General features: G+C 68.9%; 25 protein-coding genes and 1 riboswitch. Of the genes, 17 read left to right on the top strand and 8 right to left on the bottom strand.

Annotation, left to right across the window (positions count from 1 at the left end; all coding sequences use genetic code 11):
• The first annotated feature begins 75 nt into the window (after window positions 1-75).
• A complete protein-coding gene (locus C7H75_RS20285) occupies window positions 76-588 on the top strand; it encodes a winged helix-turn-helix transcriptional regulator (protein WP_005517872.1) in 513 nt (170 codons plus the stop codon).
• A 127-nt stretch (window positions 589-715) separates the two neighbouring features.
• Here the strand turns inward: C7H75_RS20285 and C7H75_RS20280 are convergent, their stop codons facing one another.
• On the bottom strand, window positions 716-1,117 hold the full coding sequence (locus C7H75_RS20280) for a phage holin family protein (RefSeq protein ID WP_005517873.1): 402 nt from the start codon (window positions 1,115-1,117) through the stop codon (window positions 716-718).
• 329 nt (window positions 1,118-1,446) lie between these two features.
• On the opposite strand from C7H75_RS20280, the gene C7H75_RS20275 reads away from it, so the two are divergent.
• Window positions 1,447-2,652, top strand: a complete 1,206-nt coding sequence (locus tag C7H75_RS20275) for a glycosyltransferase 87 family protein (protein ID WP_022597713.1) — start codon at window positions 1,447-1,449, stop codon at window positions 2,650-2,652.
• A gap of 16 nt (window positions 2,653-2,668) precedes the next feature.
• On the top strand, window positions 2,669-3,103 hold the full coding sequence (locus C7H75_RS20270) for a hypothetical protein (RefSeq protein ID WP_005517876.1): 435 nt from the start codon (window positions 2,669-2,671) through the stop codon (window positions 3,101-3,103).
• Between the two features lie 6 nt (window positions 3,104-3,109).
• On the opposite strand, the gene thiE is transcribed toward C7H75_RS20270, so the two are convergent.
• On the bottom strand, window positions 3,110-3,802 hold the full coding sequence (gene thiE / locus C7H75_RS20265) for a thiamine phosphate synthase (protein ID WP_005517878.1): 693 nt from the start codon (window positions 3,800-3,802) through the stop codon (window positions 3,110-3,112).
• A 26-nt stretch (window positions 3,803-3,828) separates the two neighbouring features.
• Window positions 3,829-3,940, top strand: a riboswitch (TPP riboswitch).
• Here thiE and thiO point away from each other — a divergent pair.
• The 11 genes from thiO to C7H75_RS20210 all read left to right on the top strand — a co-directional run bounded on the left by thiO (window position 3,909) and on the right by C7H75_RS20210 (window position 13,119).
• Window positions 3,909-5,006, top strand: a complete 1,098-nt coding sequence (gene thiO, locus C7H75_RS20260) for a glycine oxidase ThiO (RefSeq protein ID WP_159025989.1) — start codon at window positions 3,909-3,911, stop codon at window positions 5,004-5,006. Its footprint overlaps the riboswitch before it by 32 nt.
• 11 nt (window positions 5,007-5,017) lie before the next feature.
• The gene (thiS, locus tag C7H75_RS20255; RefSeq protein WP_005517880.1) at window positions 5,018-5,227 is read left to right on the top strand and encodes a sulfur carrier protein ThiS; all 210 of its coding nucleotides are present in this window, start codon (window positions 5,018-5,020) and stop codon (window positions 5,225-5,227) included.
• A gap of 1 nt (window position 5,228) precedes the next feature.
• A complete protein-coding gene (locus C7H75_RS20250; RefSeq protein ID WP_272818764.1) occupies window positions 5,229-5,978 on the top strand; it encodes a thiazole synthase in 750 nt (249 codons plus the stop codon).
• A 110-nt stretch (window positions 5,979-6,088) separates the two neighbouring features.
• Window positions 6,089-6,628 (top strand): pentapeptide repeat-containing protein, encoded by a 540-nt coding sequence (locus C7H75_RS20245; RefSeq protein ID WP_005517883.1) that lies wholly within the window; start codon window positions 6,089-6,091, stop codon window positions 6,626-6,628.
• Window positions 6,629-6,738: 110 nt separating this feature from the next.
• On the top strand, window positions 6,739-7,704 hold the full coding sequence (locus C7H75_RS20240; protein ID WP_005517884.1) for an ABC transporter ATP-binding protein: 966 nt from the start codon (window positions 6,739-6,741) through the stop codon (window positions 7,702-7,704).
• Window positions 7,701-8,453, top strand: coding sequence for an ABC transporter permease (locus C7H75_RS20235; RefSeq protein ID WP_005517885.1), 753 nt, complete (start codon window positions 7,701-7,703; stop codon window positions 8,451-8,453). The genes C7H75_RS20240 and C7H75_RS20235 overlap by 4 nt, the downstream gene beginning before the upstream one ends.
• Before the next feature lie 83 nt (window positions 8,454-8,536).
• Window positions 8,537-9,529 carry a GlxA family transcriptional regulator gene (locus C7H75_RS20230; protein WP_022597708.1) on the top strand — a complete coding sequence of 331 codons (993 nt, stop codon included), beginning with the start codon at window positions 8,537-8,539 and terminating at the stop codon, window positions 9,527-9,529.
• A gap of 90 nt (window positions 9,530-9,619) precedes the next feature.
• A complete protein-coding gene (locus tag C7H75_RS20225; protein WP_060934508.1) occupies window positions 9,620-10,438 on the top strand; it encodes a dienelactone hydrolase family protein in 819 nt (272 codons plus the stop codon).
• Window positions 10,439-10,470: 32 nt separating this feature from the next.
• Entirely contained in the window at window positions 10,471-11,928 is a 1,458-nt protein-coding gene (locus C7H75_RS20220; protein WP_106851741.1) for a M28 family metallopeptidase, read from the top strand.
• A 64-nt stretch (window positions 11,929-11,992) separates the two neighbouring features.
• Complete coding sequence (locus tag C7H75_RS20215; protein WP_175271861.1) at window positions 11,993-12,859, top strand: adenylate/guanylate cyclase domain-containing protein; 867 nt, start codon at window positions 11,993-11,995, stop codon at window positions 12,857-12,859.
• A 74-nt stretch (window positions 12,860-12,933) separates the two neighbouring features.
• Window positions 12,934-13,119: a hypothetical protein gene (locus C7H75_RS20210; protein ID WP_005517890.1), complete on the top strand. Its 186-nt coding sequence runs from the start codon at window positions 12,934-12,936 to the stop codon at window positions 13,117-13,119.
• On the opposite strand, the gene thiD is transcribed toward C7H75_RS20210, so the two are convergent.
• Both thiD and C7H75_RS20200 read right to left on the bottom strand, forming a co-directional pair.
• The gene (gene thiD, locus C7H75_RS20205) at window positions 13,120-13,971 is read right to left on the bottom strand and encodes a bifunctional hydroxymethylpyrimidine kinase/phosphomethylpyrimidine kinase (protein WP_106851740.1); all 852 of its coding nucleotides are present in this window, start codon (window positions 13,969-13,971) and stop codon (window positions 13,120-13,122) included. It abuts the gene before it with no gap.
• Window positions 13,972-14,099: 128 nt separating this feature from the next.
• Window positions 14,100-14,993: a hypothetical protein gene (locus tag C7H75_RS20200; protein WP_106851739.1), complete on the bottom strand. Its 894-nt coding sequence runs from the start codon at window positions 14,991-14,993 to the stop codon at window positions 14,100-14,102.
• Window positions 14,994-15,842: 849 nt separating this feature from the next.
• Between C7H75_RS20200 and C7H75_RS20195 the strand changes: the two genes are divergently transcribed.
• Entirely contained in the window at window positions 15,843-16,616 is a 774-nt protein-coding gene (locus C7H75_RS20195) for a hypothetical protein (protein ID WP_233281801.1), read from the top strand.
• Between the two features lie 65 nt (window positions 16,617-16,681).
• Here C7H75_RS20195 and C7H75_RS20190 read toward each other — a convergent pair whose 3' ends face one another.
• Window positions 16,682-17,218 carry a hypothetical protein gene (locus tag C7H75_RS20190; protein WP_233281800.1) on the bottom strand — a complete coding sequence of 179 codons (537 nt, stop codon included), beginning with the start codon at window positions 17,216-17,218 and terminating at the stop codon, window positions 16,682-16,684.
• Between the two features lie 480 nt (window positions 17,219-17,698).
• Between C7H75_RS20190 and C7H75_RS20185 the strand changes: the two genes are divergently transcribed.
• Together C7H75_RS20185 and C7H75_RS20180 are read left to right on the top strand one after the other, a co-directional pair.
• On the top strand, window positions 17,699-18,067 hold the full coding sequence (locus C7H75_RS20185) for a GNAT family N-acetyltransferase (RefSeq protein ID WP_005517901.1): 369 nt from the start codon (window positions 17,699-17,701) through the stop codon (window positions 18,065-18,067).
• Window positions 18,068-18,158: 91 nt separating this feature from the next.
• The gene (locus tag C7H75_RS20180; protein WP_081121076.1) at window positions 18,159-18,512 is read left to right on the top strand and encodes a GNAT family N-acetyltransferase; all 354 of its coding nucleotides are present in this window, start codon (window positions 18,159-18,161) and stop codon (window positions 18,510-18,512) included.
• Here C7H75_RS20180 and C7H75_RS20175 read toward each other — a convergent pair whose 3' ends face one another.
• The 3 genes from C7H75_RS20175 to C7H75_RS20165 are packed head-to-tail and all read right to left on the bottom strand — an operon-like array spanning window position 18,513 to window position 20,212.
• Window positions 18,513-19,313 (bottom strand): exodeoxyribonuclease III, encoded by an 801-nt coding sequence (locus C7H75_RS20175; protein WP_037084925.1) that lies wholly within the window; start codon window positions 19,311-19,313, stop codon window positions 18,513-18,515.
• A 30-nt stretch (window positions 19,314-19,343) separates the two neighbouring features.
• Window positions 19,344-19,583 carry a putative acetyltransferase gene (locus C7H75_RS20170; protein ID WP_106851737.1) on the bottom strand — a complete coding sequence of 80 codons (240 nt, stop codon included), beginning with the start codon at window positions 19,581-19,583 and terminating at the stop codon, window positions 19,344-19,346.
• Between the two features lie 11 nt (window positions 19,584-19,594).
• Window positions 19,595-20,212 carry a peptide deformylase gene (locus tag C7H75_RS20165; protein ID WP_106851736.1) on the bottom strand — a complete coding sequence of 206 codons (618 nt, stop codon included), beginning with the start codon at window positions 20,210-20,212 and terminating at the stop codon, window positions 19,595-19,597.
• Window positions 20,213-20,217: the final 5 nt, after the last annotated feature.

Raw genomic sequence — 20,217 nt, 5'->3', positions numbered from 1 at the left:
CTGACTTTGCTTTTGCATAGCCAGGAGTGTGGACCCTGGCTATGGATTTGACAAGTCAGCGCGTAGCCTGGGGACATGGAGGCAGCACGACTCGACGGGTTTCTCGCGGACCGGGACGCGTGGCGTCCCACTCAGTGCTCGATCGGCAAGGCGATGGACGTGGTGGGGACGCGGTCGGCGATGCTGATCCTGCGCGAGGCGTACTACGGGACCACCCGTTTCGATCACTTCGCCGAGCGCGTCGGGATCACCGAGGCCGTCGCGGCCGCACGGCTACGGGAGCTGACCGCCGAAGGACTGTTCGAGCGCCGGCCCTACAAGGAGCCGGGTCAGCGCACCCGCCACGAGTACGTGCTCACCGACAAGGGGCGCGACCTGCTGCCGGCGGTGCTCGCGCTGATGCAGTGGGGCGATCGGTATCTGCAGGGGGAGGGGGGCGGTCCGCTCGACCTCGCCGACGACACGAACGGCGAGCCCGTCCGCGTCGAGGTGCGCAGCGCATCGGGGCGTCAGGTGCCGCTCGAGGAGATCCGCGTCGTCCCGCACTTCACCGAGGAACAGGCCCGCCGGGCCATGCGACGCACCTGACACCCTCCCGCGTTTTGCGCACTTATCGCGCTCGCGGGGCCCCGAATTCCGCGATAAGTGCGCAAAACGCGGGGAGAGGGGCGCGGGGAGAGGGGCGCGGGGAGAGGGCGGGGAGGGGAGGGGTGCGTCAGGCGCCGGCGTCCTTCTTCGCCTTGCGGTCGGCGATCTCGTCCTTGAGGAGGAACATCGGCAGCAGCACCGTCGCGAGGGCGGTGACGAGCCACACGACGAGCGACGCGAGGATCCAGGTGCGCCATCCGGTGATCGACAGTCCGGTCACGAGCGACGCGATGACGAGCGCGACGAACGTCGAGACCAGGCCGATGCCGCCGAGGAAGGCCGGAGCGTTGCGCGCCGCGACCTTGGTGATGAACGGCGACAGCAGGCTCTGCGCGACCGCGAAGACGATGGCGGCGAGGACGAACCCGGTGGCGGTGACGTGCACGTCCGGCAGCAGCCACACGGCAGCCAGGATTCCGATCGCCGCCGACCCGAGGAAGATCGCCGTCCGGATGAGGAAACGAATCATGTTCGGGGCCTTTCGTGTCGACCGCGGCGGCGCGATCTCGGGGAATCGGATCGGCCTCGGCGGAGTCTAACCAGCGGGGCGCCCGCGGACGTGCAGGTGCGATTCCGGCCGTGTTGCGCAGCGGCCGGTAACGTGCGACCGGTGCGCCCACGGCACCCGGGCAGCGGTCTCGGTGAGTGGGTTCCCGGTTCGTCCGAATCGGCGAAATTGCTTAGGCTGGGTATCGAGGCTGCGAGGGTTCTGGGGTGGGACCGCGATCGGGAGGGCTGGCCGTGCTGAGGAACATTCTTGTCCGCGGACGCGAGATGCCGCGTCGGACAGGGACTTCGGTGATCCTCGCGCTCTGGGCTGTGACATCCGTCGTGCTGCTCTTCACGACTGTGTCCCCGTGGATGCCCAAGATCGGACTGTTCGCGGGTGGCGCCGACCTCGACGTGTACCGCGACGGCGCCCGCCACGTGATGGCGGATCTTCCGCTGTACACCGAGCCTGTGATCCACGGCCTGCTCTACACCTACACGCCGTTCTCGACGTTGATGTTCCTGCCTTTCGGATTGCTTCCTGGCGGGGTCGACAAGTACCTGTGGATGGCGGCCAACGTCGCGCTGCTGGTCGCGATCGTGGCGTTGTGCTGGCGCATGCTCGGCTACCGCATCACGCCGTACGTCGTCGGGATGTCGGCGCTGCTGGCCGCGTCGTGTACGTTCCTCGAACCGGTTCGGACCACGCTGTTCTACGGGCAGATCAACCTGGTGCTCATGGCGTTGGTGCTGTGGGACGCCTCGCGCGGCGACGCGAGCCGGCTCAAGGGCATCGGCGTGGGAGTCGCGGCGGGCATCAAGCTCACGCCGGCCTATTTCGTCCTCTACTACCTGGTCCTGCGGAAGTGGCGTGCTGCCGTCGTCGCGGTCGGCACCGGCGCTGCCACGGTCGCCGTCAGCTGGCTGATATTGCCCGACGACTCGTTGCAGTACTGGACGGAGACGTTCTTCGAGTCCACTCGCATCGCGGAGGACTCGCACCCGTCGAACCAGTCGATCCGCGGAGTGATCGCGCACCTCGGTGGCGACCCCGCCCCGGTGGCGCTGTGGCTGGCGCTGGCGGGGTGCGCGGTCGTGGTGAGCATGTGGATCGTCGTCCGGTTGCATCGGAAGAACGAGGCGCTGCTGGCGGTGACCGTCGCCGGACTCACCGCGGCCGCGGTCTCACCGTTCTCGTGGAGCCACCACTGGGTGTGGTTCGTTCCGCTGCTCGTCTACATCGTGCACCGGGCGACCACCAACCGGTGGTGGTGGCTCGCGGCCGCGGTCGTCTACCTCGCGGCGGGCGCGTGGCCCTACCGCTGGGAGGAGGACAACGTGGTGGTGGGGCTGTTCCTGTTCCCGCCGTGGTGGACGATCACGGACGTCCTCATGAACATCTATCTGCTGGTCTACGTGGCTGTTCTCGCCGCGGCGGCGGTCATCGCCTTCCGCGGTACACCCGGCCCCGCGCTCGAGAAGCCGGCACCCGTGCGCGCGCCCGAACCGGTGTGATGCCACCATTCGGGGCATGCGCATTCGACATCTGATCGCCGCCGTCCCCGTCGCCCTGCTGGTCCTCACCGGCTGCAGTGACGGTGGCGACTCGGACCCGAAGGACACCAAGAACGACGCGGGCGAGACCACCATCACGGCCGAGGCCGGCGCCGACGCCCAGGAGACCGCGGTCTCGGTGATGTGCGCGCAGGTGGTGGCCTACCTCGACGCGACGCAGCAGCAGGCCGAGAGCACCGGGCAGCCGTTCGACCGGGATGCGAAGGGCGCCGAGTTCCTCGACATGCTGAAGGCGAACGGCGGCACCGTGGTGGCGGCGTACAACCAGCAGGCGGTGGCGGCCGGTGAGCCGACGCTCGATCCGGCGACCGCGACGTGGGAGGACGTGCCGTCCGAGGCCCGTGAGCTCATCGAGCAGTCGGTGCAGTCCGGGATCTCCGGCAGCTGCTGACGGCGGTCAGCCGCGCAGGGCGTCGGACAGTGCCCGCGCGGCGGCCTTCGGGTCGTCGGCCGCGGTGATGGCGCGGACCACGACGATGCGGGTGGCCCCGGCCTCGAGGATCTCCGGCAGCCGCTCGTGGTCGACGCCACCGATCGCGAACCACGGGCGCGACGGCTGCGCCTCGGCGGTGCTGCGAACCAGTTCGATGCCCGACGCGGCCCGGCCCGGCTTGGTGGGGGTGGCCCACACCGGACCGGTGCAGAAGTAGTCGACGTCCTCTTCGATCGCGGCGAGGCTGGCCTGCGCGCGGTTGTTCGTGGAGCGGCCGATGACGACGTCGGGCCCGACGATCTGCCGTGCGTAGTGCACCGGCAGGTCGTTCTGGCCCAGGTGCAGGACGTCGGCTCCGGCGGCGAGCGCGACGTCGGCGCGGTCGTTGACGGCGAGCAACGCGCCGTGGCGGCGGGCCGCGGCCCCGATCACCGCGAGCGCGGCGAGCTCCTCCTTGACCTCCATCGGCCCGAACTCGCGCTCGCCGGCCGAACCCTTGTCGCGGAGCTGGACGATGTCGACGCCACCGGCGAGCGCGGCGTCGACGAACTGGGCCAGATCGCCCTTGTCGCGGCGGGCGTCGGTGCACAGGTACAGCCGCGCGTCGGCGAGACGTTCGCGCGGTGTGAGGTGCTTGACGGACTGGGAAGCATGCACACCTGGAACGGTAGTCTGTACCGCGGACGAATCAACACGGGAGTCCCGACGGATACGGGGCTGAGAGGGGGCCTGCCGGCCCCGACCGTCATACCTGACCCGGATCATGCCGGCGCAGGGAGTGAGGTGGAGAGAAGTGACCCGATCGGTTTCCGTCGTGGGAGGCGGAGTGATCGGCCTGTCGATCGCGTGGCGTGCCGCGCAGAGCGGCTGGGCGGTGACGTTGTTCGACCCGGCGCCGGGGAGCGGTGCGTCGTGGGTGGCCGGCGGGATGCTGGCGCCGCTGTCGGAGGGCTGGCCCGGTGAGGAGAAGGCGCTCGCACTCGGTGCGGCGTCGCTACGGCGGTGGCCGGACTTCGGCGCCGAACTCGGGCGCCTCGCGGACGTCGAGTTGTTCACCTCCGACGACTCGCTCACCGTCGCACTCGACGCCGCCGACGCCGCGGACCTGCACACCATCGCCGACTGGGTGGCCGAGCAGGGCCACGAGCTGCGCATCCTGAATCGCGCGCAGATCCGGGAGCTCGAGCCGTCGCTGGGGCGCGGGATCCGGCTAGCGCTGCAGGCCCCCACCGAACTGGCCGTCGACAACCGGCTGTTGGTGGCCGCGCTGCGGACGGCGGCGGCCGAAGCCGGCGTCGAACTGATCGAGCAGGCGGTCACGGATCTCGGCGAGCTCACCACCGACCAGGTGGTGCTGGCGGCGGGATCGAACTCGGCGCAGCTGTGGCCCCACCTGCCGGTACGCCCGGTGAAGGGGGAGATCCTGCGGCTGCGGGCCCGGCCGGGCGTGACGCCGGCACCGCTGCGCACCATCCGCGGCAGTGTGCACGGGCGGCCGTCGTACCTCGTCCCGCGTGCCGACGGAATCGTCGTCGGCGCAACGCAGTACGAGTCGGGTCACGACACCCAGGTCACCGTCGCGGGTGTGCGCGACCTCATCGCCGACGCCGAGGCGCTGATGCCCGCGATCGGCGAGTACGAGCTGTACGAGGCGAAAGCGGGTCTCCGTCCGATGAGTCCGGACAACCTGCCGATCATCGGTCGCGTGTCGGACCGCGTCGTGCTGGCGACCGGGCACGGACGCAACGGGATCCTGATGACCCCGGTCACCGCGGACGCGACGGTCGCGATCTTGGACGGCAACCCCTTGGCGGAGGCGGAAAGCGCCACCGCCGAACGATTTTTACCCGCGAAGGTTTGAGTGAGGTTTGTATGAGTGAGTTGATCGGGATCACCGTCAACGGTGAGGACCGCGAGTTCGACGGGCCGCTGACGGTGACGGAGTTGCTCGAGCGGCTGGAGTTGCCGCAGCGCGGCATCGCCGTCGCGGTGGACGGTGCGGTGTTCCCGCGCGGCCGGTGGACCGAATCGGTCGGCCGCGGCTGGGAGATCGAGATCCTCACGGCGGTGCAGGGTGGCTGACATGGGCAAGCTGACGATCGCCGACCGCACGTTCGGCTCGCGCCTGATCATGGGCACCGGGGGCGCCGCGAATCTCGCGGTTCTCGAGGAGGCGCTGGTGGCGTCCGGTACCGAACTGACCACCGTGGCGATGCGACGCGTCGACGCCGCGGGCGGCACCGGCGTGCTCGATCTGCTCCGCCGCCTCGACATCGCGCCGCTGCCGAACACCGCCGGATGCCGCGGCGCCGCGGAGGCCGTGCTCACCGCGCAGCTCGCACGCGAGGCCCTCGAAACCGACTGGGTGAAACTCGAGGTGATCGCCGACGAGCGCACCCTGCTGCCCGACGCGATCGAATTGGTCAGCGCCGCAGAGCAGTTGGTGGACGACGGCTTCACGGTGCTGCCGTACACCACCGACGACCCGGTGCTCGCGAAGCGCCTCGAGGACGTCGGCTGCGCGGCGGTGATGCCACTCGGTTCACCGATCGGCACCGGTCTGGGCATCTCGAACCCGCACAACATCGAGATGATCGTCGACGCCGCGAACGTCCCCGTCATCCTCGACGCCGGCATCGGTACCGCGAGCGATGCGACGCTCGCGATGGAACTGGGCTGCGACGCGGTGCTGCTCGCGACGGCGGTCACCCGGGCGAAGGATTCGGCACTCATGGCGTCGGCGATGCGTGGTGCGGTCACGGCCGGTTACGAGGCCCGGCATGCCGGACGTATCCCCAAGCGGTTCTGGGCGCAGGCGTCGTCGCCGATGTAGTTGCGGCGCGCCGCGGGTCACGGGTTGATCGAAATCCCTGGCCCGGCGCGGATTCAGGCTAGGCTCGACAGCAACTTGCTCCGTTGGTTCGAGTGCCTGGAGGGCATGCCATGACGACGTTGAGTACCGACCTTCTGGATTTGCTCCGCTCGGATGTCGTGGCGTGGAACGCCCGACGCGATCAGTTGCCCGATGCGCCCGACCTTCACGGTCTCGATCTGTCAGGTGCCGACCTGGCCGGGGCCAACCTCACGGGCGCCAACATGGAGGGCACCGATCTCTCCGGGGCGGACCTGACGTTCGCGGAACTCGGCGGCGCCAACCTCAACGGCGCGAACCTCTCGGGGGCCGTGGCCGCGGACGCGGACTTCAGCAAGGCGTATCTCACCAACGCCAAACTCAACGGGGCAGTGCTCACGCTGTCGTTCCTGACGTCGACGTACCTGGCACACGCCAACCTGACCGGCGCGGATCTGTCGGGCGCGTACATGACCGGCGCCCACCTCGAGGACGCCGATCTGACGGGGGCGCGGCTCACCGGCGCGTACCTCGCGCACGCCGATCTCACCGGGGCCCGGCTCGGCACAGCCGACGTCAGCGGCGCGGACCTGACCGACGTGACGATGCCGGACGGCGCCGTCCGGGCCTGACTCCGGGTGATCCCCCACACGCCTCGGGGTGCGCGTCATCCCTGGGTATGACACGCGAGTAGACCCGGGACCGATGCGCAGGCAGGGGCGTTTCGGGCAGAGTGGTCCCCATGATTGAAGTGAGGGGACTGACGAAGACCTACGGGTCGACGAGAGCGGTGGACGATCTCACGTTCTCCGTGAAGCCGGGAATCGTCACCGGCTTCCTCGGCCCGAACGGTGCCGGCAAGTCGACGACCATGCGAATGATCCTCGGACTCGACACCCCGACGTCGGGAACCGCACTGGTCGAGGGTGTGCCGTACCACGAGCTCAAGCAGCCGTTGCGGACCGTCGGCGCGCTGCTCGACGCCAAGTGGGTGCACCCCAACCGCTCCGCGAAGGCGCACCTGCAGTGGATGGCCGCGGCCAACTCGCTGCCGATGTCGCGCGTCGACGAGGTGCTGCGGCTGGTGGGCCTGAGCGAGGTTGCCGGCAAGAAGGCCGGCGGCTTCTCGCTCGGTATGTCGCAGCGGCTCGGTCTGGCCGGCGCGCTGCTGGGTGACCCCAAGGTGCTGCTGTTCGACGAGCCGGTCAACGGCCTCGACCCCGAGGGCATCGTCTGGATCCGAAAGTTCATGCAGAGCCTGGCCGCCGAGGGCCGTACCGTCCTCGTCTCGAGCCATCTGCTGTCGGAGATGGCGCAGACCGCCGAGCACCTCGTGGTGATCGGCCGCGGTCGCCTCATCGCCGACACCAGCGTCAAGGATTTCGTCGACCGCGCCTCGGGTGCGTCGGTGCGGGTGCGCAGCCCGCAGCTCGACGCGCTGCGCAGCGTGCTCACCGCGCAGGGTTTCTCGGTCCAGGAGGACCCGGGCACCGATCATCAGCCGGCGCTGCTGGTCGCGGGTGTGCGCACGGACGACGTGGGCGCCCTCGCCGGTGCGAACGGCATCGTGCTGCACGAGCTGGCGTCGAAGCAGGGCTCGCTCGAGGAAGCGTTCATGAAGCTCACCGGCCACGACGTGCAGTACCAGGCGCAGATCGGCGGTCAGCCGGCCGACGCCGCGCAGAACATGGGAGGTGCGCTCCGATGAGCGTGTTGAATGCCGAGCGCATCAAGCTCACGTCCACCAAGTCGCCGATGTGGTGCAGCCTCATCGCCGTTGTGGTCAGCGTCGGGTTCGCGGCGATCATGGGTGTGGCCTACAAGTCGCTGGTGTCGTCGGGCGACAACTCGATGGGCGAGTTCACCGTCGCCTACACGCAGGCGGGTGCCGCCCAGTTCGGCGCCATGCTCGTGATGATCATGTCGGCGCTGGCGGTCACCACCGAGTACCGGTTCGGCGTCATCCGCACCACGTTCCAGGCCATCCCGCGCCGCACCCAGGTGATCGGCGGGAAGGCAGCGTTGCTGGCGGCGATTGCGGCGGTCCTCGGTCTGGTCATCGCCCTGGCGTCGTTCTTCGTGGCGCAGGCGACGTCGGGTGAGACGCTGTCGATGGGCAGCGGTGACAATGCCCGGGAACTGTTCGGTATCCCGATCTACTACGCGCTCCTGGCCGTGCTGGCGGTGGGCGTCGGCACGCTGATCCGTCAGTCGGCGGGTGCCATCTCGCTGCTGCTGCTGTGGCCGCTGGTGATCGAGAGCCTCGCGACGATCATCCCCAAGGTGGGCAAGTACGTCGGCGAGTTCGGTCCGTTCAACAACGTGAACTACTTCCTCGGCAACGGTGGCGGGTTCGATTTCCACTGGGGTCCATGGGGCGGCCTGCTCTACTTCGCGGCGTTCGTCGCGATCGTGTTCGGTGCGAGCCTGTTCGTGGTGAACAAGCGCGACGCCTGAGTACCGCTCTCGAAGCGCCCGGCCGAATTCTTTCGGCCGGGCGCTTCGGCTATCTTCGGCCCGGACGACGGGAGGGTGCCGCGATGCGGATCGGAGTGTTGGCGTACGAGGGCTGTCTGGCAGCGGAGATCTTCGTGTTCACCGATCTGCTCCGCATCGCCAATCGTGTTGCGCGGGAGACGGGTGCGGCCACCGAGGATCCCTTCCGGGTGTCGGTGATCGCGGCGTCTGCCGAACCCGTTGCGGCGGCCGGCGGCTTTCCGGTCGGCGTCACGCGCTGGCACCACCGGTTCGATCGTCTGATCGTCCCCGGCTTCGAACTCGTGCCGTCCGAGGATGTCGCGGCGCGCCTGGGTTCTCTGCAGCGGGAGACGACGTTCCTGCGGGCGGCGGCGGAGCGAGGCACCCGGATCGCGTCGGTGTGTGTGGGCGCGTTCCTGCTGGGCGAGGCCGATCTGCTGGCCGGACGGCGGGCGACCACGTCGTGGCTGTTCGCGTCGCGCCTGGCCCGGCGCTACCCGCGGACGACCGTGTGCCCCGAGGCGCTGATCGTCACCGACGGGACGATCACGACGACGGCCGCCTTCAGTGCCGCGCTGGACCTTGCGACCGCACTGGTCCGCGAACACCTCGGCGACGACGTCGCCCGCGCCACGGCGCGGATCACGCTGGTGGCCGACAACCGAACGAGTCAGGCGCCGTACGTCGTCGACGCCATGTTGCCGTCGGCCCGCGGACCGTTCGCGGACCAGGTGGCGGCGTGGCTCGTGGAGCACCTGGCCGAACCCTACGACCTGGGGCGCCTCGCCGACGCGTTCCACGTGAGCACCCGGACGTTGCTGCGGCGCTTCCGGGCCGAGACCGGGGAGTCGCCGCTCGACTTCCTCCGCCGGGCCCGGGTGCGGGCGGCGCGGAACCTGCTCGAAACCACGGATCTGCCGCTGGCCCGTGTCGTCGAACGCGTCGGGTACCGGGATGCCGGGACGTTCCGGCGTTTGTTCGTCGAGCAGGTGGGGATGAATCCGGCCGACTACCGCCGGAAGTTCCATGGCGACGCAAGCTCCGTGGCGATGTAGCCGCTATAGGTGGCGATGTCGCCACTCCCCGTCGTGCCGGGACGCGGACAGACTGACCGAACCACCATCGATCGGTCACGGAGGACACAAGTGCCCCAACGCAGCCTGCACGAGGACGATCCGCTCGACGACTTCGAGCGCCGCAGCATCGAGGAGAACGGCGTCACCAAGACCGTCTACGTCGCGGGCAGCGGACCGGCGGTGATCGTCATGCCGGAGATGCCGGGGATCAGCCCGCACGTCGCGCGGTTCGGGCGGTGGGTGCGTGACGTCGGCTTCACCGTGTATCTGCCGTCGCTGTTCGGCCGGGACGGCGCCGTGCCCGGTGTCGAGGAGGGGGTGGCGGTGCTCCGCCGGGCGTGTGTGAGCGCGGAGTTCCGGGCGCTCGGCGCCGACGGCACCACTCCGGCCGTCGCGTGGCTGCGCGCGCTCGCCCGTCGCGCGCACGGCGAGTGCGGCGGACCGGGCGTCGGGGCGATCGGCATGTGTTTCACGGGCAACTTCGCGCTGTCGATGATGCTCGAGCCCGCGATGCTGGCGCCGGTGCTCTCGCAGCCGTCGCTGCCGCTCGACGATCCGGACGGAATCGACAGCGGCCCGGAGGAGCTCGCGTCGGTGCGCAAACGTCTCGAGAAGGACGACCTGACGGTGCTGGCCTACCGGTTCCAGGGCGACAAGTTCTGCCGCGCACAGCGGTTCGCAGCGTACGAGCGGGCGCTCGGCGACCGGTTCGAGGCGCGGGTGCTGCCCGACAGCGCCGCCAATCCGGAGACGTCGCCGTTCTTCGAGCACGTCATCGCGAGCCCGCACAGCGTCGTCACGGCGCACCTGATCGACGAGGCCGGCCAGCCCACCGTCGCGGCGCGGGATGAGATCCTCTCCTTCCTCGCCATGCGGCTGAGGGCCTGAGGGTCCCGGCCCGAGCGGGGTACTCTGCCCGCATGCGGGTGAGGGTGGGGTTGGTCGTGGGTCTCTCCGGTGCGCTGCTGCTCGCGGGCTGCAGCGATCCCGACGAGGGCGGCCCACCCGTGGACGGTCCGGGCCTGGCCGCGGCGATCGACGCCGACGCGGTGATGGGCGATCTCGAGCAACTGCAGCGGATCGCGGACGCGAACGGCGGTAACCGCTCCGTCGGCACCCCCGGCTACGACGCGAGCGTCGACTACGTCGTCGGACAGCTCGAGGACGCCGGATTCGACGTCGAAACACCGGAATTCGACGTCGACCGATTCGACGCGCATACCCAGACGCTCGCGTTCGCCGGTCGCGACGTGCCGGTCGAGGCGCTCACGTACTCGCCGGCGACACCGCAGGGCGGGCTCACCGCCCGGTTGGTGCCGGCGCCGTCGGACGAGACCCCGGGCTGCGAGGCCACCGACTACGACGGCCTGGACGTCACGGGTGCGGTGGTGCTGGTGGATCGCGGCGTCTGCCCCTTCGCGCAGAAGCAGCAGGTCGCGGCCGATCGGGGCGCGGTGGCCGTGCTCGTCGCCGACAACGAGGACGAAGGCCTACCCGGCGGCACGCTGGGGGCGAAGGCGGACGCCCGGATCCCCACCGGTGGCGTCAGCAAGGCCGACGGCGTCGCGCTGCGACAGGGTGGAGACGTGACCCTCACACTCGACACCACCGTCGAAACGGTGAAGTCCCGCAACGTGATCGCGCAGACCAAGACCGGCGATTCCGGCAACGTGGTGATGGCGGGCGCGCATCTGGACTCGGTGCCGGACGGCCCCGGCATCAACGACGACGGCTCGGGGGTCGCGTCGCTGCTCGAGACGGCCCGGCAGCTCGGTGCGAAGCCGGACACGGCGAACGCGGTGCGGTTCGCCTTCTGGGGTGCCGAGGAGGAGGGGCTCAACGGGTCGACGGCATACGTCGACGGTCTCGACGACGCGGCGCGCGCCGACATCGCGCTGTACCTCAACTTCGACATGGTGGGCTCGCCCAACGCCGGCTACTTCGTGTACGACGGCGACAACTCCGACAACGTGGGCGAAGGGCCGGGGCCGGAGGGGTCGGCCGGGATCGAGCGCACGTTCGCAGCGATCGTGTTGCAGTTGGGGGTGACGCCAGGGGGAACGGACTTCGACGGGCGCTCGGACTACGGCCCGTTCATCGCGGCCGGGATCCCGGCGGGCGGCCTGTTCACCGGTGCCGAGGAGAAGAAGACACCAGCTCAGGTGCAGCAGTGGGGTGGTGAGGCCGACGCGATGCTGGACCCGAATTACCATACCGCGCAGGACACCGTCGGCAACATCGACCGCACCGCGCTGGCGCTCAATGCGCAAGCGATCGGGTACGGCATCGGGCATTACGCGCAGTCGACCGACGGCGTGAACGGGGTGCCGCCGGCGGGTGACGCCCGGAGCGCGGCGCGGGCCGATGTGGGGAAGTAGGCGCCGAAACCGGCGTCACGCGGCAGTTCTGCGAGACGACCCGGCCACGATTACTCTTGCCGGGGTGAGTGACGACCCGGAGGGCGACGCCACACCGGAACCGGCCCCCACGGATTCCGGCACGGAGGGCGGCTACGCCAAGGTCACCGGTTCGGTGGCGAAGTGGGTACGCGACGCAGACCGGCAACCCCAGTTGGTCGACGCCGTGCGGCGGATCAGGCGCTCACTGCCCGGTGATCCCTCATTCGGCGACCCCCTCTCGACGGCTGGTCCCGGCGGCGCGCGGGCCGCCGCCCGCATGCTCGACACCGGGGCGGGGGCGTCGCGCGAGGTGAGCATGGCGGCGCTGCAGGTGCTGCAGGCGGTGCTCGAGAAGACGTGGGGCAGCCCCGCGAACGGCGAGGTCACCATCGTGTTCACCGACCTCGTCGGGTTCTCCAGCTGGTCGCTGCAGGTGGGCGACGGCGCGACGCTGTCGCTGCTGCGGGAGGTCGCCGCCACCATCGAGCCGCCCATGATCGAACGGGGCGGCCAGGTGGTCAAACGTTTGGGAGACGGCTTGATGGTGGTGTTCGACCACCCGGACCGGGCCGTCGAGGCGGTGTTCGCGGCGCGCGCGGCGCTCGCGACCCTCGACCACGCCGGCTACCGCCCCCGGATGCGCGTCGGCCTGCACACCGGGGCTCCGCAGCCCATCGGCGCGGACTGGTTCGGCGTCGATGTCAACGTCGCCGCGCGCATGATGGAGCTCGGCGGGAACGGCAACGTCGTCGTCTCCGGCAACACGCACGACGCGATCGGCGAGGAGCGCCTCGCCGAGCTGGGCCTGGTCGCGCGGCGCTACCGGCGCGGGCTGCTGGCGGCGCCGCAGCGTGGGGTGCCCGAGGACCTGCGGGTCTACGTGCTGCGCCCGGCGCCGGCACCGCGGTGACGGCCTAGCGGACCATTCGGACGACTTCGGGAAACCGTTGCCGCCCTCGCCGCCCGGCGCGCACACTGGGGACCATGACCGAGTCCGGGCATCCGCAGCGCACACCCTTCTACGGGGTGTTGATGATCATCGCGGCGCTGGCGGCCGCGATCGCGGTGAGCTACTACGGGCCCACGTGGTTCCGGATCACCGTCTACATTCTCGCGGTGCCGGTGGTGGCGGTCGGTTTCGTCATGACCCTGCGCGACTATTCGCGCTGATCAGGCGCCTTTCGGATCCAGTCGCCACAGCGGCGACACCGGACCGTGCCCGGCGCCGAGGTCGTACGACGCCTCGAGGCACTTGGTGACCCATTCCTTGCCGAACGCGACCGCGTCGGGCATCGCGTAGCCGTTGGCGAGCGCGCACGTCACCGCCGCGGCCAGGGTGTCGCCGCCGCCGTGATCGTTGCCGGTGTCGATCCGCGGGCTGGTGAACTCGTGGAAGGTGTCGCCGTCGAACAGCAGGTCGGTGCTCGACGTCGACGAGCGCAGGTGCCCACCCTTGACCATCGACCACTGCGCGCCGAGGGCGTGCAGGGCCTCAGCGGCGAGGCGGGCGGTGGCATCGTCGACCACCTCGATACCGGTGATGAGGCGCACCTCGTCGAGATTCGGTGTCACCAGCGACGCGATGGGGATGAGGGTGTTCCGGACGGCGTCGAGTGCCTCGGCGTGCAGCAGCGGATCGCCGTGCATGGACGCGCACACCGGGTCCACCACCAGCGGGATGGAGCCGTCGCGGCCGATGCCCACCTCGGTGCACACCTGCGCGACGGCCTCGATGATCGCGGTGGACGCGAGCATGCCGGTCTTGGCGGCCGAGACGCCGATGTCCAGGGCCACGCAGCGCACCTGCGCGGCGACCGTCTCCGGCGGGATCTCGTGAAAACCGCTGACGCCCACCGAGTTCTGCACCGTCACCGCGGCGACCGCGACGCATGCGTGCACCCCGCACATCGCCATGGTGCGCGAATCGGCCTGGATGCCGGCACCGCCGCCGGAGTCGGTGCCGGCGATGGTGAGGGCGCGGATCGGGGTCTGGCCGGTCGGCGTCAGGGGCAGGTAGTTCACGGCCTCGAGCCTACCCAGGCGAGGCGGGTGCGACGGACGGTGGTGTGAGTCGTGCGGCTGGGACATCTACGACGTGAGTCGTCCCGGTGCCGGCGGGATACCGGCACCGGGACGAGGTCAGCGGTGGATCAGGGTGTGGGGGTGTTCAGGTACTCGTCCAACTCCCAGCCGGCGACGTTGTAGACGGCGCTGGTCGTGGACAGGGAGTTACCGGCGGCACCCGCGGAGGGCAGGCCCGCCCGCAGGTTGACGGCCCAGTTCAGGGATCCGAGCGGGCCGCAACCGGAGGCACCGGGGACGGCGAAGTCGGTGGCGGTGTGGGGTGCCTGGGGCCAGACGTAGCCCGGCACCTCGGGCCCGTTGGTCGAGATGTACTCCGTCGGTCCGGCGCTGCCCACGAGTGCGAGGGACAGGTTGATCGGGGTGGCGGCGGAGCCGATGTAGCAGTTGTCGCCGAGAAGTGGATTGGAGAGCTTGAGCCGCACCGGAAGCTGCACGGCGAGGTTGTAGGGATCGACGTCGGGCAGGGCGACGGCCTCCACGGTCGCCTGGATGGCGGTGGGGCCGAAGTTCTCCGCCGACGCGGCGCCGAATGCTCCGCCGGGAACGGTGATCGGGTTGGCGTACACGCCGAACTTGCCGTCGTCGGCGGCGGGGACGAAGACCTGCTCGCCCGTCACGCCGCCGGCGATCATCAGGCTGCCGTCGGGGACCGCGACGTCGAGATTGCCGATGCGCATGTTGCCGTCCCGGATGATCACCGTCATGCAGGTACCCAGGCCGGTATCGGGGTCGTAGGCCAGATCGAGCCGGCAGGTGTCCCAGTTCTGGAACTCGTACGGCGTGCCGGGCGCGGCCGACGAGCCGGTCGAGGAGCCGCTGCTGCCTTCGGAACTGGACAGGCTGCCGCTGCTACCGGAGCTGCCTTCGGCCGATCCGGCGGCGTTCGCGACGCCGCCGCCGACCAGGGCCAGCGCGGCGGTGGCCGCCAGCACGGCGGAGCGAGTGGTGTTCTTTCGCATGTACTTCCCCCATATGGATGTCGACTCGGCCAGGAGGTTCGGTCGAACCCAGCTGTGACTGCCCGAGTGCCCTACTGACAGGTTGGCGCCGCCCTGGCATGGGCCTTGGCGACGCCTGGCGTCGAGGTGAGTCGGGCGTGCCCGGATCGAGATGGGGCGCAGATGCGCTCATCCGAATCCCCCGATGTTCCCCGTCCAGAGCCGGACGTTGTTGCAGTCCGACTGCGAGCGTGTAACAGATCGTCACACACACAGCGGATGTCATGTGCCGGTTTCGGGAGGATCGGCGAAATCTATCTGCGGTACACCGAAACTGTACTGCAGTACAAACTTTGGCGTTGACCGAAAAGGCGACCCGAAAAGTCGGGTGTCGTTACGGCCAGGGCTGGCCCCTTGCTGGAAGTCGTGCGCTCAGGCGAATGTCGGCCGACCGGTATCTCGGACTGTCGACCTGCGTGGATCTCGGAAATGGCAAGGGGTGCAACATTTATTGAACGCCCGTCCAGCTGGGGGCCTGCTTGGCAGCGGCCGGGGGAATTGTCGAAACTGTCACGCGAAGGCGTCGTGTGTGTGACGATCTGTTACGCGCACGCAGTTGGGTCGACATCGGATCCGGCTCAGGATGGGGAATCTCGGGGGAGATCAGGAACGGGCACAACCCCGCTCGTTCCGGACTTACGCCAGCAGCGCACCCGACTCACCCCAACGCCATGCATCGTGCTCGAGGTGCAGTGCATATCGAGCCGATGCTCTTCCGTGAGAAATGCACTCGATCGGCGATGTCGAGTCTTGCTCGAATCGAATCTGGCCGGGTGTGTACCCGAATGGGGGTTCAACGTGAGAAAACTCATGACCCGCTCCGTGATCCTGGGTGCGGCAACAGCTTTGGCTCTGGTGGGGGGTGGTGTGGCGGACGCGGCCGCCCCGGTATCGGGGGCGAAGTACGATTTCAAGAATTGGGACACCTGCCAGCTGGACAAGGTTTACGACCCCGATACCGGCGTGGGTACCTGTATGACGGTCGTGATTCGGGATGGCACGATGCGAGTCGGCAGCCTCAACGTCCAGATTCCGGACGGAAGTCTGATGATTGCCGGCGGTGTCGCGCAGGACCAGGTCTTCGTTCCCGCTGCCAATGATGGCAAGTTCGGTGTGTATTCGAAGTCGCTCAGCGTCCCCGGCGGCGCACTCGGGACCAGTTCGGCCGAGGACTTCGGCCCGACTGCCATCCAGGCGACCGTGGAGGCTGTGGCGCTGCCTGTGGTCGATCCCTACAACCTCGGTGTGCAACTTCCGGTTCGGTTGAAGCTCTCCAACTCGTTGCTGGGGAACAACTGCTATATCGGTTCTACTTCGAATCCGATACGGCTTTCGCTGGCACTCCAAGATGCTGGTGCTGCGCAATGGATTTCGGACACGGTTCCTGGCGTTCCGGGCGGGGTCTGGCCCCAGGCAACACACAAGGCCACCAACTTTTCGGTGCCCGGAGCCACCGGATGCGGTCTCTTCGGCTCGCTGAACTGGGCCGTCAATCAACGGGCCGGCCTGCCGTCGGGTGGTTCGGGCAATTCCCTGTCCACAACCAGCTCTGTCTACAACGCCGCGGGATGGGAGCTGTCGTAGTACGGCAATCGAATCGATTCATCGAAGCCTGTTCACTCGACCGTTCATCCGAACGGGGCTACACCTCACATGAAGGAGAAACGAATGGCAACGAAGATTCTCAATCGGGGTAGCGCAGTTCTGGCCGTCGCCGCGGCCGCGACGTTGACGGCTGCGGGGCTGTCGTACGCGTCGACAACGATCACTCCCGCGAGCACGCCGGTCACCGCGACGAGCAGCGATCTTCGGATCATCACCACCACCCCCGGGTACACCATGCGCTGTACGAATGTGTCCGGCACCGGGACGACCCCGGCTGCACCCGGCAACGTCAACCCGTCCACTGGCGGGATCGACATCAACATCAGCAGCGTGAGTCTGTCGAGTTGCACGCTCAACGGGCAGCCTGCGACGGTCGCTGCCAGCGGGACCTGGAAGCTGAAGGTCGACAACGATGGTGCATCACCCCAGGGTTCACTGATCATCCCCGCCGGTGGCGCGGTGGTCACGGTGCCGTCGAGTGGTTGCTCGATCACGGTGGGGGCGAGCACCATCGGGCCGCTGCCGTACGCGAAGCCGTCGGTGACCGCCTCGAACTCCGGGACGGTCAATTTCAACTCCACCGGTGGCGGTGTATGCCCGCCGGCAGGTCCCGGTACGGCTACCCTGACGGGCAAGCTGACCTTCTCGCCGGGAATCGACGTCACGCCGTGACGTCGATCTGACCTAGACCGTCCCGGTATCCACGTGGGTGGGTACCGGGACGGTCGACGGATCGGATCGAAAAGTATTCAGCTGAAGGCTTTTCGAGAAGCGGCTGTTCGGTAGTGCAGGGGATCGGCCGGGTGGCTCTTGTGTGTTTGCCAATGTGTATCGGGTGGCCGGGTGAATCGATTGTGTCGACAGCAAGAAGAACCGGTCGGGTGGTATTGGATTCCGCGCTGCATCCGGGGTGCGTCTCCGCTGCTTATGTATGCGATCTGAAGGGGCCCGGAATTCGGGTCGAACGGATTCGGTCAAATGCCTGACAGGTTGCCCCGAACGCCTGTACTAATAGTGGCGTGGATCACATTGTTGCATCGAAAGCGTCCCGAGGAGGTGTCGTGTTCGACGATTCGCCCAGTGCCGACGTGACCGACAATACCGACCAGAACCGCTTCGAGTTGCGGCTCAACGGAGACCTGGTGGGAATCGTCGGCTACTACGACACCTCACCGGCCCGTCGTCGCGGCGCGCGGAAACCCACTCCGGTCGTCTCGTTCATGCACACCGTCGTCGTCGAGGACTTCGGTCACCGCGGGCTCGCCGCCGTCATGGTGCGGCGTTCCCTGGACCGGGCCCGGGACTACGGCTGGCGCGTGCGCCCAGTGTGCACATACGTGCAGCGGTTCGTGGAGGCCAACCCGGAGTACCTGGATCTGATGGCGCCGCCCGAGGCGCCCGAGGCGTCCGACGCGATCTCGCTGAACTGATCGACGCGCGGCCACGCCGCGGTCAAGGATCGGCATCGAACCGCCCCACCCGTCCCGAAACGGACCCGGTGCCGGCGGTTCGGCCGGTTTCATGGGGAACGTGAACAGCGAATCCCCACGAACAGCGGGTGCTGTCGCCGACGCCGTCCGTATCGTCGACAGCCCGCCACATGAGCGCTACGAACTGTGGGTGCGTGACGACCTCGTCGGCATCCTCGGCTACCGCCGCGACAGCGCCGGGCCGTCCGGTGACGTGCTCACCTTGCTGCACACCGTCGTCCGCGAGGACCGGAGCGGCCGCGGCTGGGCGGCGGTACTGGTGCGGGCCGTGCTCGACCGCGCCCGCAGCGAGGGCGCCCGGATCCGCCCGGTCTGCACCTACGTCACGCGGTTCCTCGGCACCCACACCGAGTACCTGGACCTGCTCGACGAGCAGCCGGCCTGATCAGGCCAGGTCGACTACGACGGGCGCGTGATCGCTCGCGCCCTTGCCCTTGCGCTCGTCCCGGTCGATGTGTGCGCCCGTGACCCGCGCCGCGAACGCGGGGGAGCCCAGCACGTAGTCGATGCGCATGCCCTGCCGCTTGGGGAACCGCAGCTGTGTGTAGTCCCAGTAGGTGTAGACGCCGGGGCCGGGCGCGTGCGGGCGCACCACATCGGCGAAACCGGCCTCGGCGAACGCATCGAACGCGTCCCGCTCCGGCTGCGACGTGTGCGTCTTGCCCTCGAAGAACGCCGGATCCCACACGTCCTCGTCGGTGGGCGCGACGTTCCAGTCGCCCACCAGCGCGATCTGCGCGTCCGGGTTGCCGGCCAGCCAGCCCTCCGCGTCCGCACGCAGCTTCGCGAGCCACTCCAGCTTGTAGACGTAGTGCGGATCCGTCAGCTCACGGCCGTTGGGCACGTACAGGCTCCACACCCGCACCCCGCCCACCGTCGCACCGATCGCGCGGGCCTCCCGCGTGGCCTCCGCCTCCGGATCCTTGTTGAACCCGGGCTGATCCGCGAACCCGACCTGCACGTCCTCGAGCCCGATGCGCGACGCGATCGCCACGCCGTTCCACTGGCTCAATCCGACGTGTGCCACCTCGTAGCCGGCCTCGGTGAACCGCTCGTACGGGAACTGCTCGTCCTTACACTTGGTTTCCTGCATCGCCAACACATCGGTGTCGGTGCGGGCCAGCCAGTCCACGATCCGGTCGGTTCGGGCACGGACCGAGTTCACATTCCACGTCGCGATACGCACACGGGAGAGGGTAGTCAGCTATCCCGACAGTCACCGAACCCGGCCGTCGGACCGGCGCAGCGGCTTGGGTCCCAGCGCCTTGAGTCTCACGATGTCGGCGCGCTCGATCTCCACCACGCGGTCGTCGGCGGTGCGAATCACCACCGTCGGCTCGAGCTGCTCGAGTGTGCCGATCACGTCGGTGAGCGGGTGCGAGCCCCCGGGTGGCAGGCGATACCGCACCACCACCCGGCCGCCGATCACCGGCGGACCCGGCTCGCGACTCGTCACGGGTCCTCGACTCACTCTTCCTCGGAGTCCTCGTCGTGACCGAACGGGTCGTCGACCGTGCCCGGCGTCCAGCTCAGGCCCGGCACGCCCCAACCCTCACGCTTGATCGTCTTCTTCGCCGCGCGCTTGTTGCGGCCGATCAGCACGTCCACGTACAGGAAGCCGTCCAGGTGACCGGTCTCGTGCTGCAGCATCCGCGCGAAGAAACCGTGGCCCTCGATCTCGACCGGGTTGCCGTGCTCGTCGGTGCCGGTGACCTTGGCCCAGTCGGCACGGCCGGTGGGGAACTGCTCACCGGGAACCGACAGGCAGCCCTCGACGTCGTCGTCCTCGTCCGGCATGGTCTCCGGAATCTCCGACGTCTCGAGCACCGGGTTGACCACGCAGCCGCGGCGCATCACGGGCTTGCCGGACGCGTCCTTTCCGGCGGCGTAGTCGGGGCAGTCGTACACGAACAGGCGCTTGGCGACGCCCACCTGGTTCGCGGCCAGACCCACACCGTTCGCGGCGTCCATCGTCTCGTACATGTCGCGGATCAGATCGGCGAGTTCGGCGGGCGACTCGGTCACGGGCTTGGTCGGCTCGTGCAGGACGGGATCGCCGACGATGCGGATCGGAAGAATTGCCATGGTCA

This window comes from Rhodococcus (subgen. Prescottella) equi, from assembly GCF_003013675.1.
GTDB lineage: Bacteria > Actinomycetota > Actinomycetes > Mycobacteriales > Mycobacteriaceae > Prescottella > Prescottella equi.
This window is presented reverse-complemented; position numbering and strand designations above follow the sequence as displayed.

What these genes read in the sequence shown, in the direction of transcription:
- C7H75_RS20180 (WP_081121076.1), top strand. Translation starts at nt 18,159, where the DNA reads ATGGGGAACGTGAACAGCGAATCCCCACGAACAGCGGGTGCTGTCGCC.
- C7H75_RS20220 (WP_106851741.1), top strand. Translation starts at nt 10,471, where the DNA reads ATGCGGGTGAGGGTGGGGTTGGTCGTGGGTCTCTCCGGTGCGCTGCTG.
- C7H75_RS20250 (WP_272818764.1), top strand. Translation starts at nt 5,229, where the DNA reads ATGGGCAAGCTGACGATCGCCGACCGCACGTTCGGCTCGCGCCTGATC.
- C7H75_RS20280 (WP_005517873.1), bottom strand. Translation starts at nt 1,117, where the DNA reads ATGATTCGTTTCCTCATCCGGACGGCGATCTTCCTCGGGTCGGCGGCG.
- thiS (WP_005517880.1), top strand. Translation starts at nt 5,018, where the DNA reads ATGAGTGAGTTGATCGGGATCACCGTCAACGGTGAGGACCGCGAGTTC.
- C7H75_RS20240 (WP_005517884.1), top strand. Translation starts at nt 6,739, where the DNA reads ATGATTGAAGTGAGGGGACTGACGAAGACCTACGGGTCGACGAGAGCG.
- C7H75_RS20165 (WP_106851736.1), bottom strand. Translation starts at nt 20,212, where the DNA reads ATGGCAATTCTTCCGATCCGCATCGTCGGCGATCCCGTCCTGCACGAG.
- C7H75_RS20285 (WP_005517872.1), top strand. Translation starts at nt 76, where the DNA reads ATGGAGGCAGCACGACTCGACGGGTTTCTCGCGGACCGGGACGCGTGG.
- C7H75_RS20195 (WP_233281801.1), top strand. Translation starts at nt 15,843, where the DNA reads ATGACCCGCTCCGTGATCCTGGGTGCGGCAACAGCTTTGGCTCTGGTG.
- C7H75_RS20230 (WP_022597708.1), top strand. Translation starts at nt 8,537, where the DNA reads ATGCGGATCGGAGTGTTGGCGTACGAGGGCTGTCTGGCAGCGGAGATC.
- C7H75_RS20200 (WP_106851739.1), bottom strand. Translation starts at nt 14,993, where the DNA reads ATGCGAAAGAACACCACTCGCTCCGCCGTGCTGGCGGCCACCGCCGCG.
- C7H75_RS20245 (WP_005517883.1), top strand. Translation starts at nt 6,089, where the DNA reads ATGACGACGTTGAGTACCGACCTTCTGGATTTGCTCCGCTCGGATGTC.
- thiO (WP_159025989.1), top strand. Translation starts at nt 3,909, where the DNA reads ATGCCGGCGCAGGGAGTGAGGTGGAGAGAAGTGACCCGATCGGTTTCC.
- C7H75_RS20210 (WP_005517890.1), top strand. Translation starts at nt 12,934, where the DNA reads ATGACCGAGTCCGGGCATCCGCAGCGCACACCCTTCTACGGGGTGTTG.
- C7H75_RS20235 (WP_005517885.1), top strand. Translation starts at nt 7,701, where the DNA reads ATGAGCGTGTTGAATGCCGAGCGCATCAAGCTCACGTCCACCAAGTCG.
- C7H75_RS20270 (WP_005517876.1), top strand. Translation starts at nt 2,669, where the DNA reads ATGCGCATTCGACATCTGATCGCCGCCGTCCCCGTCGCCCTGCTGGTC.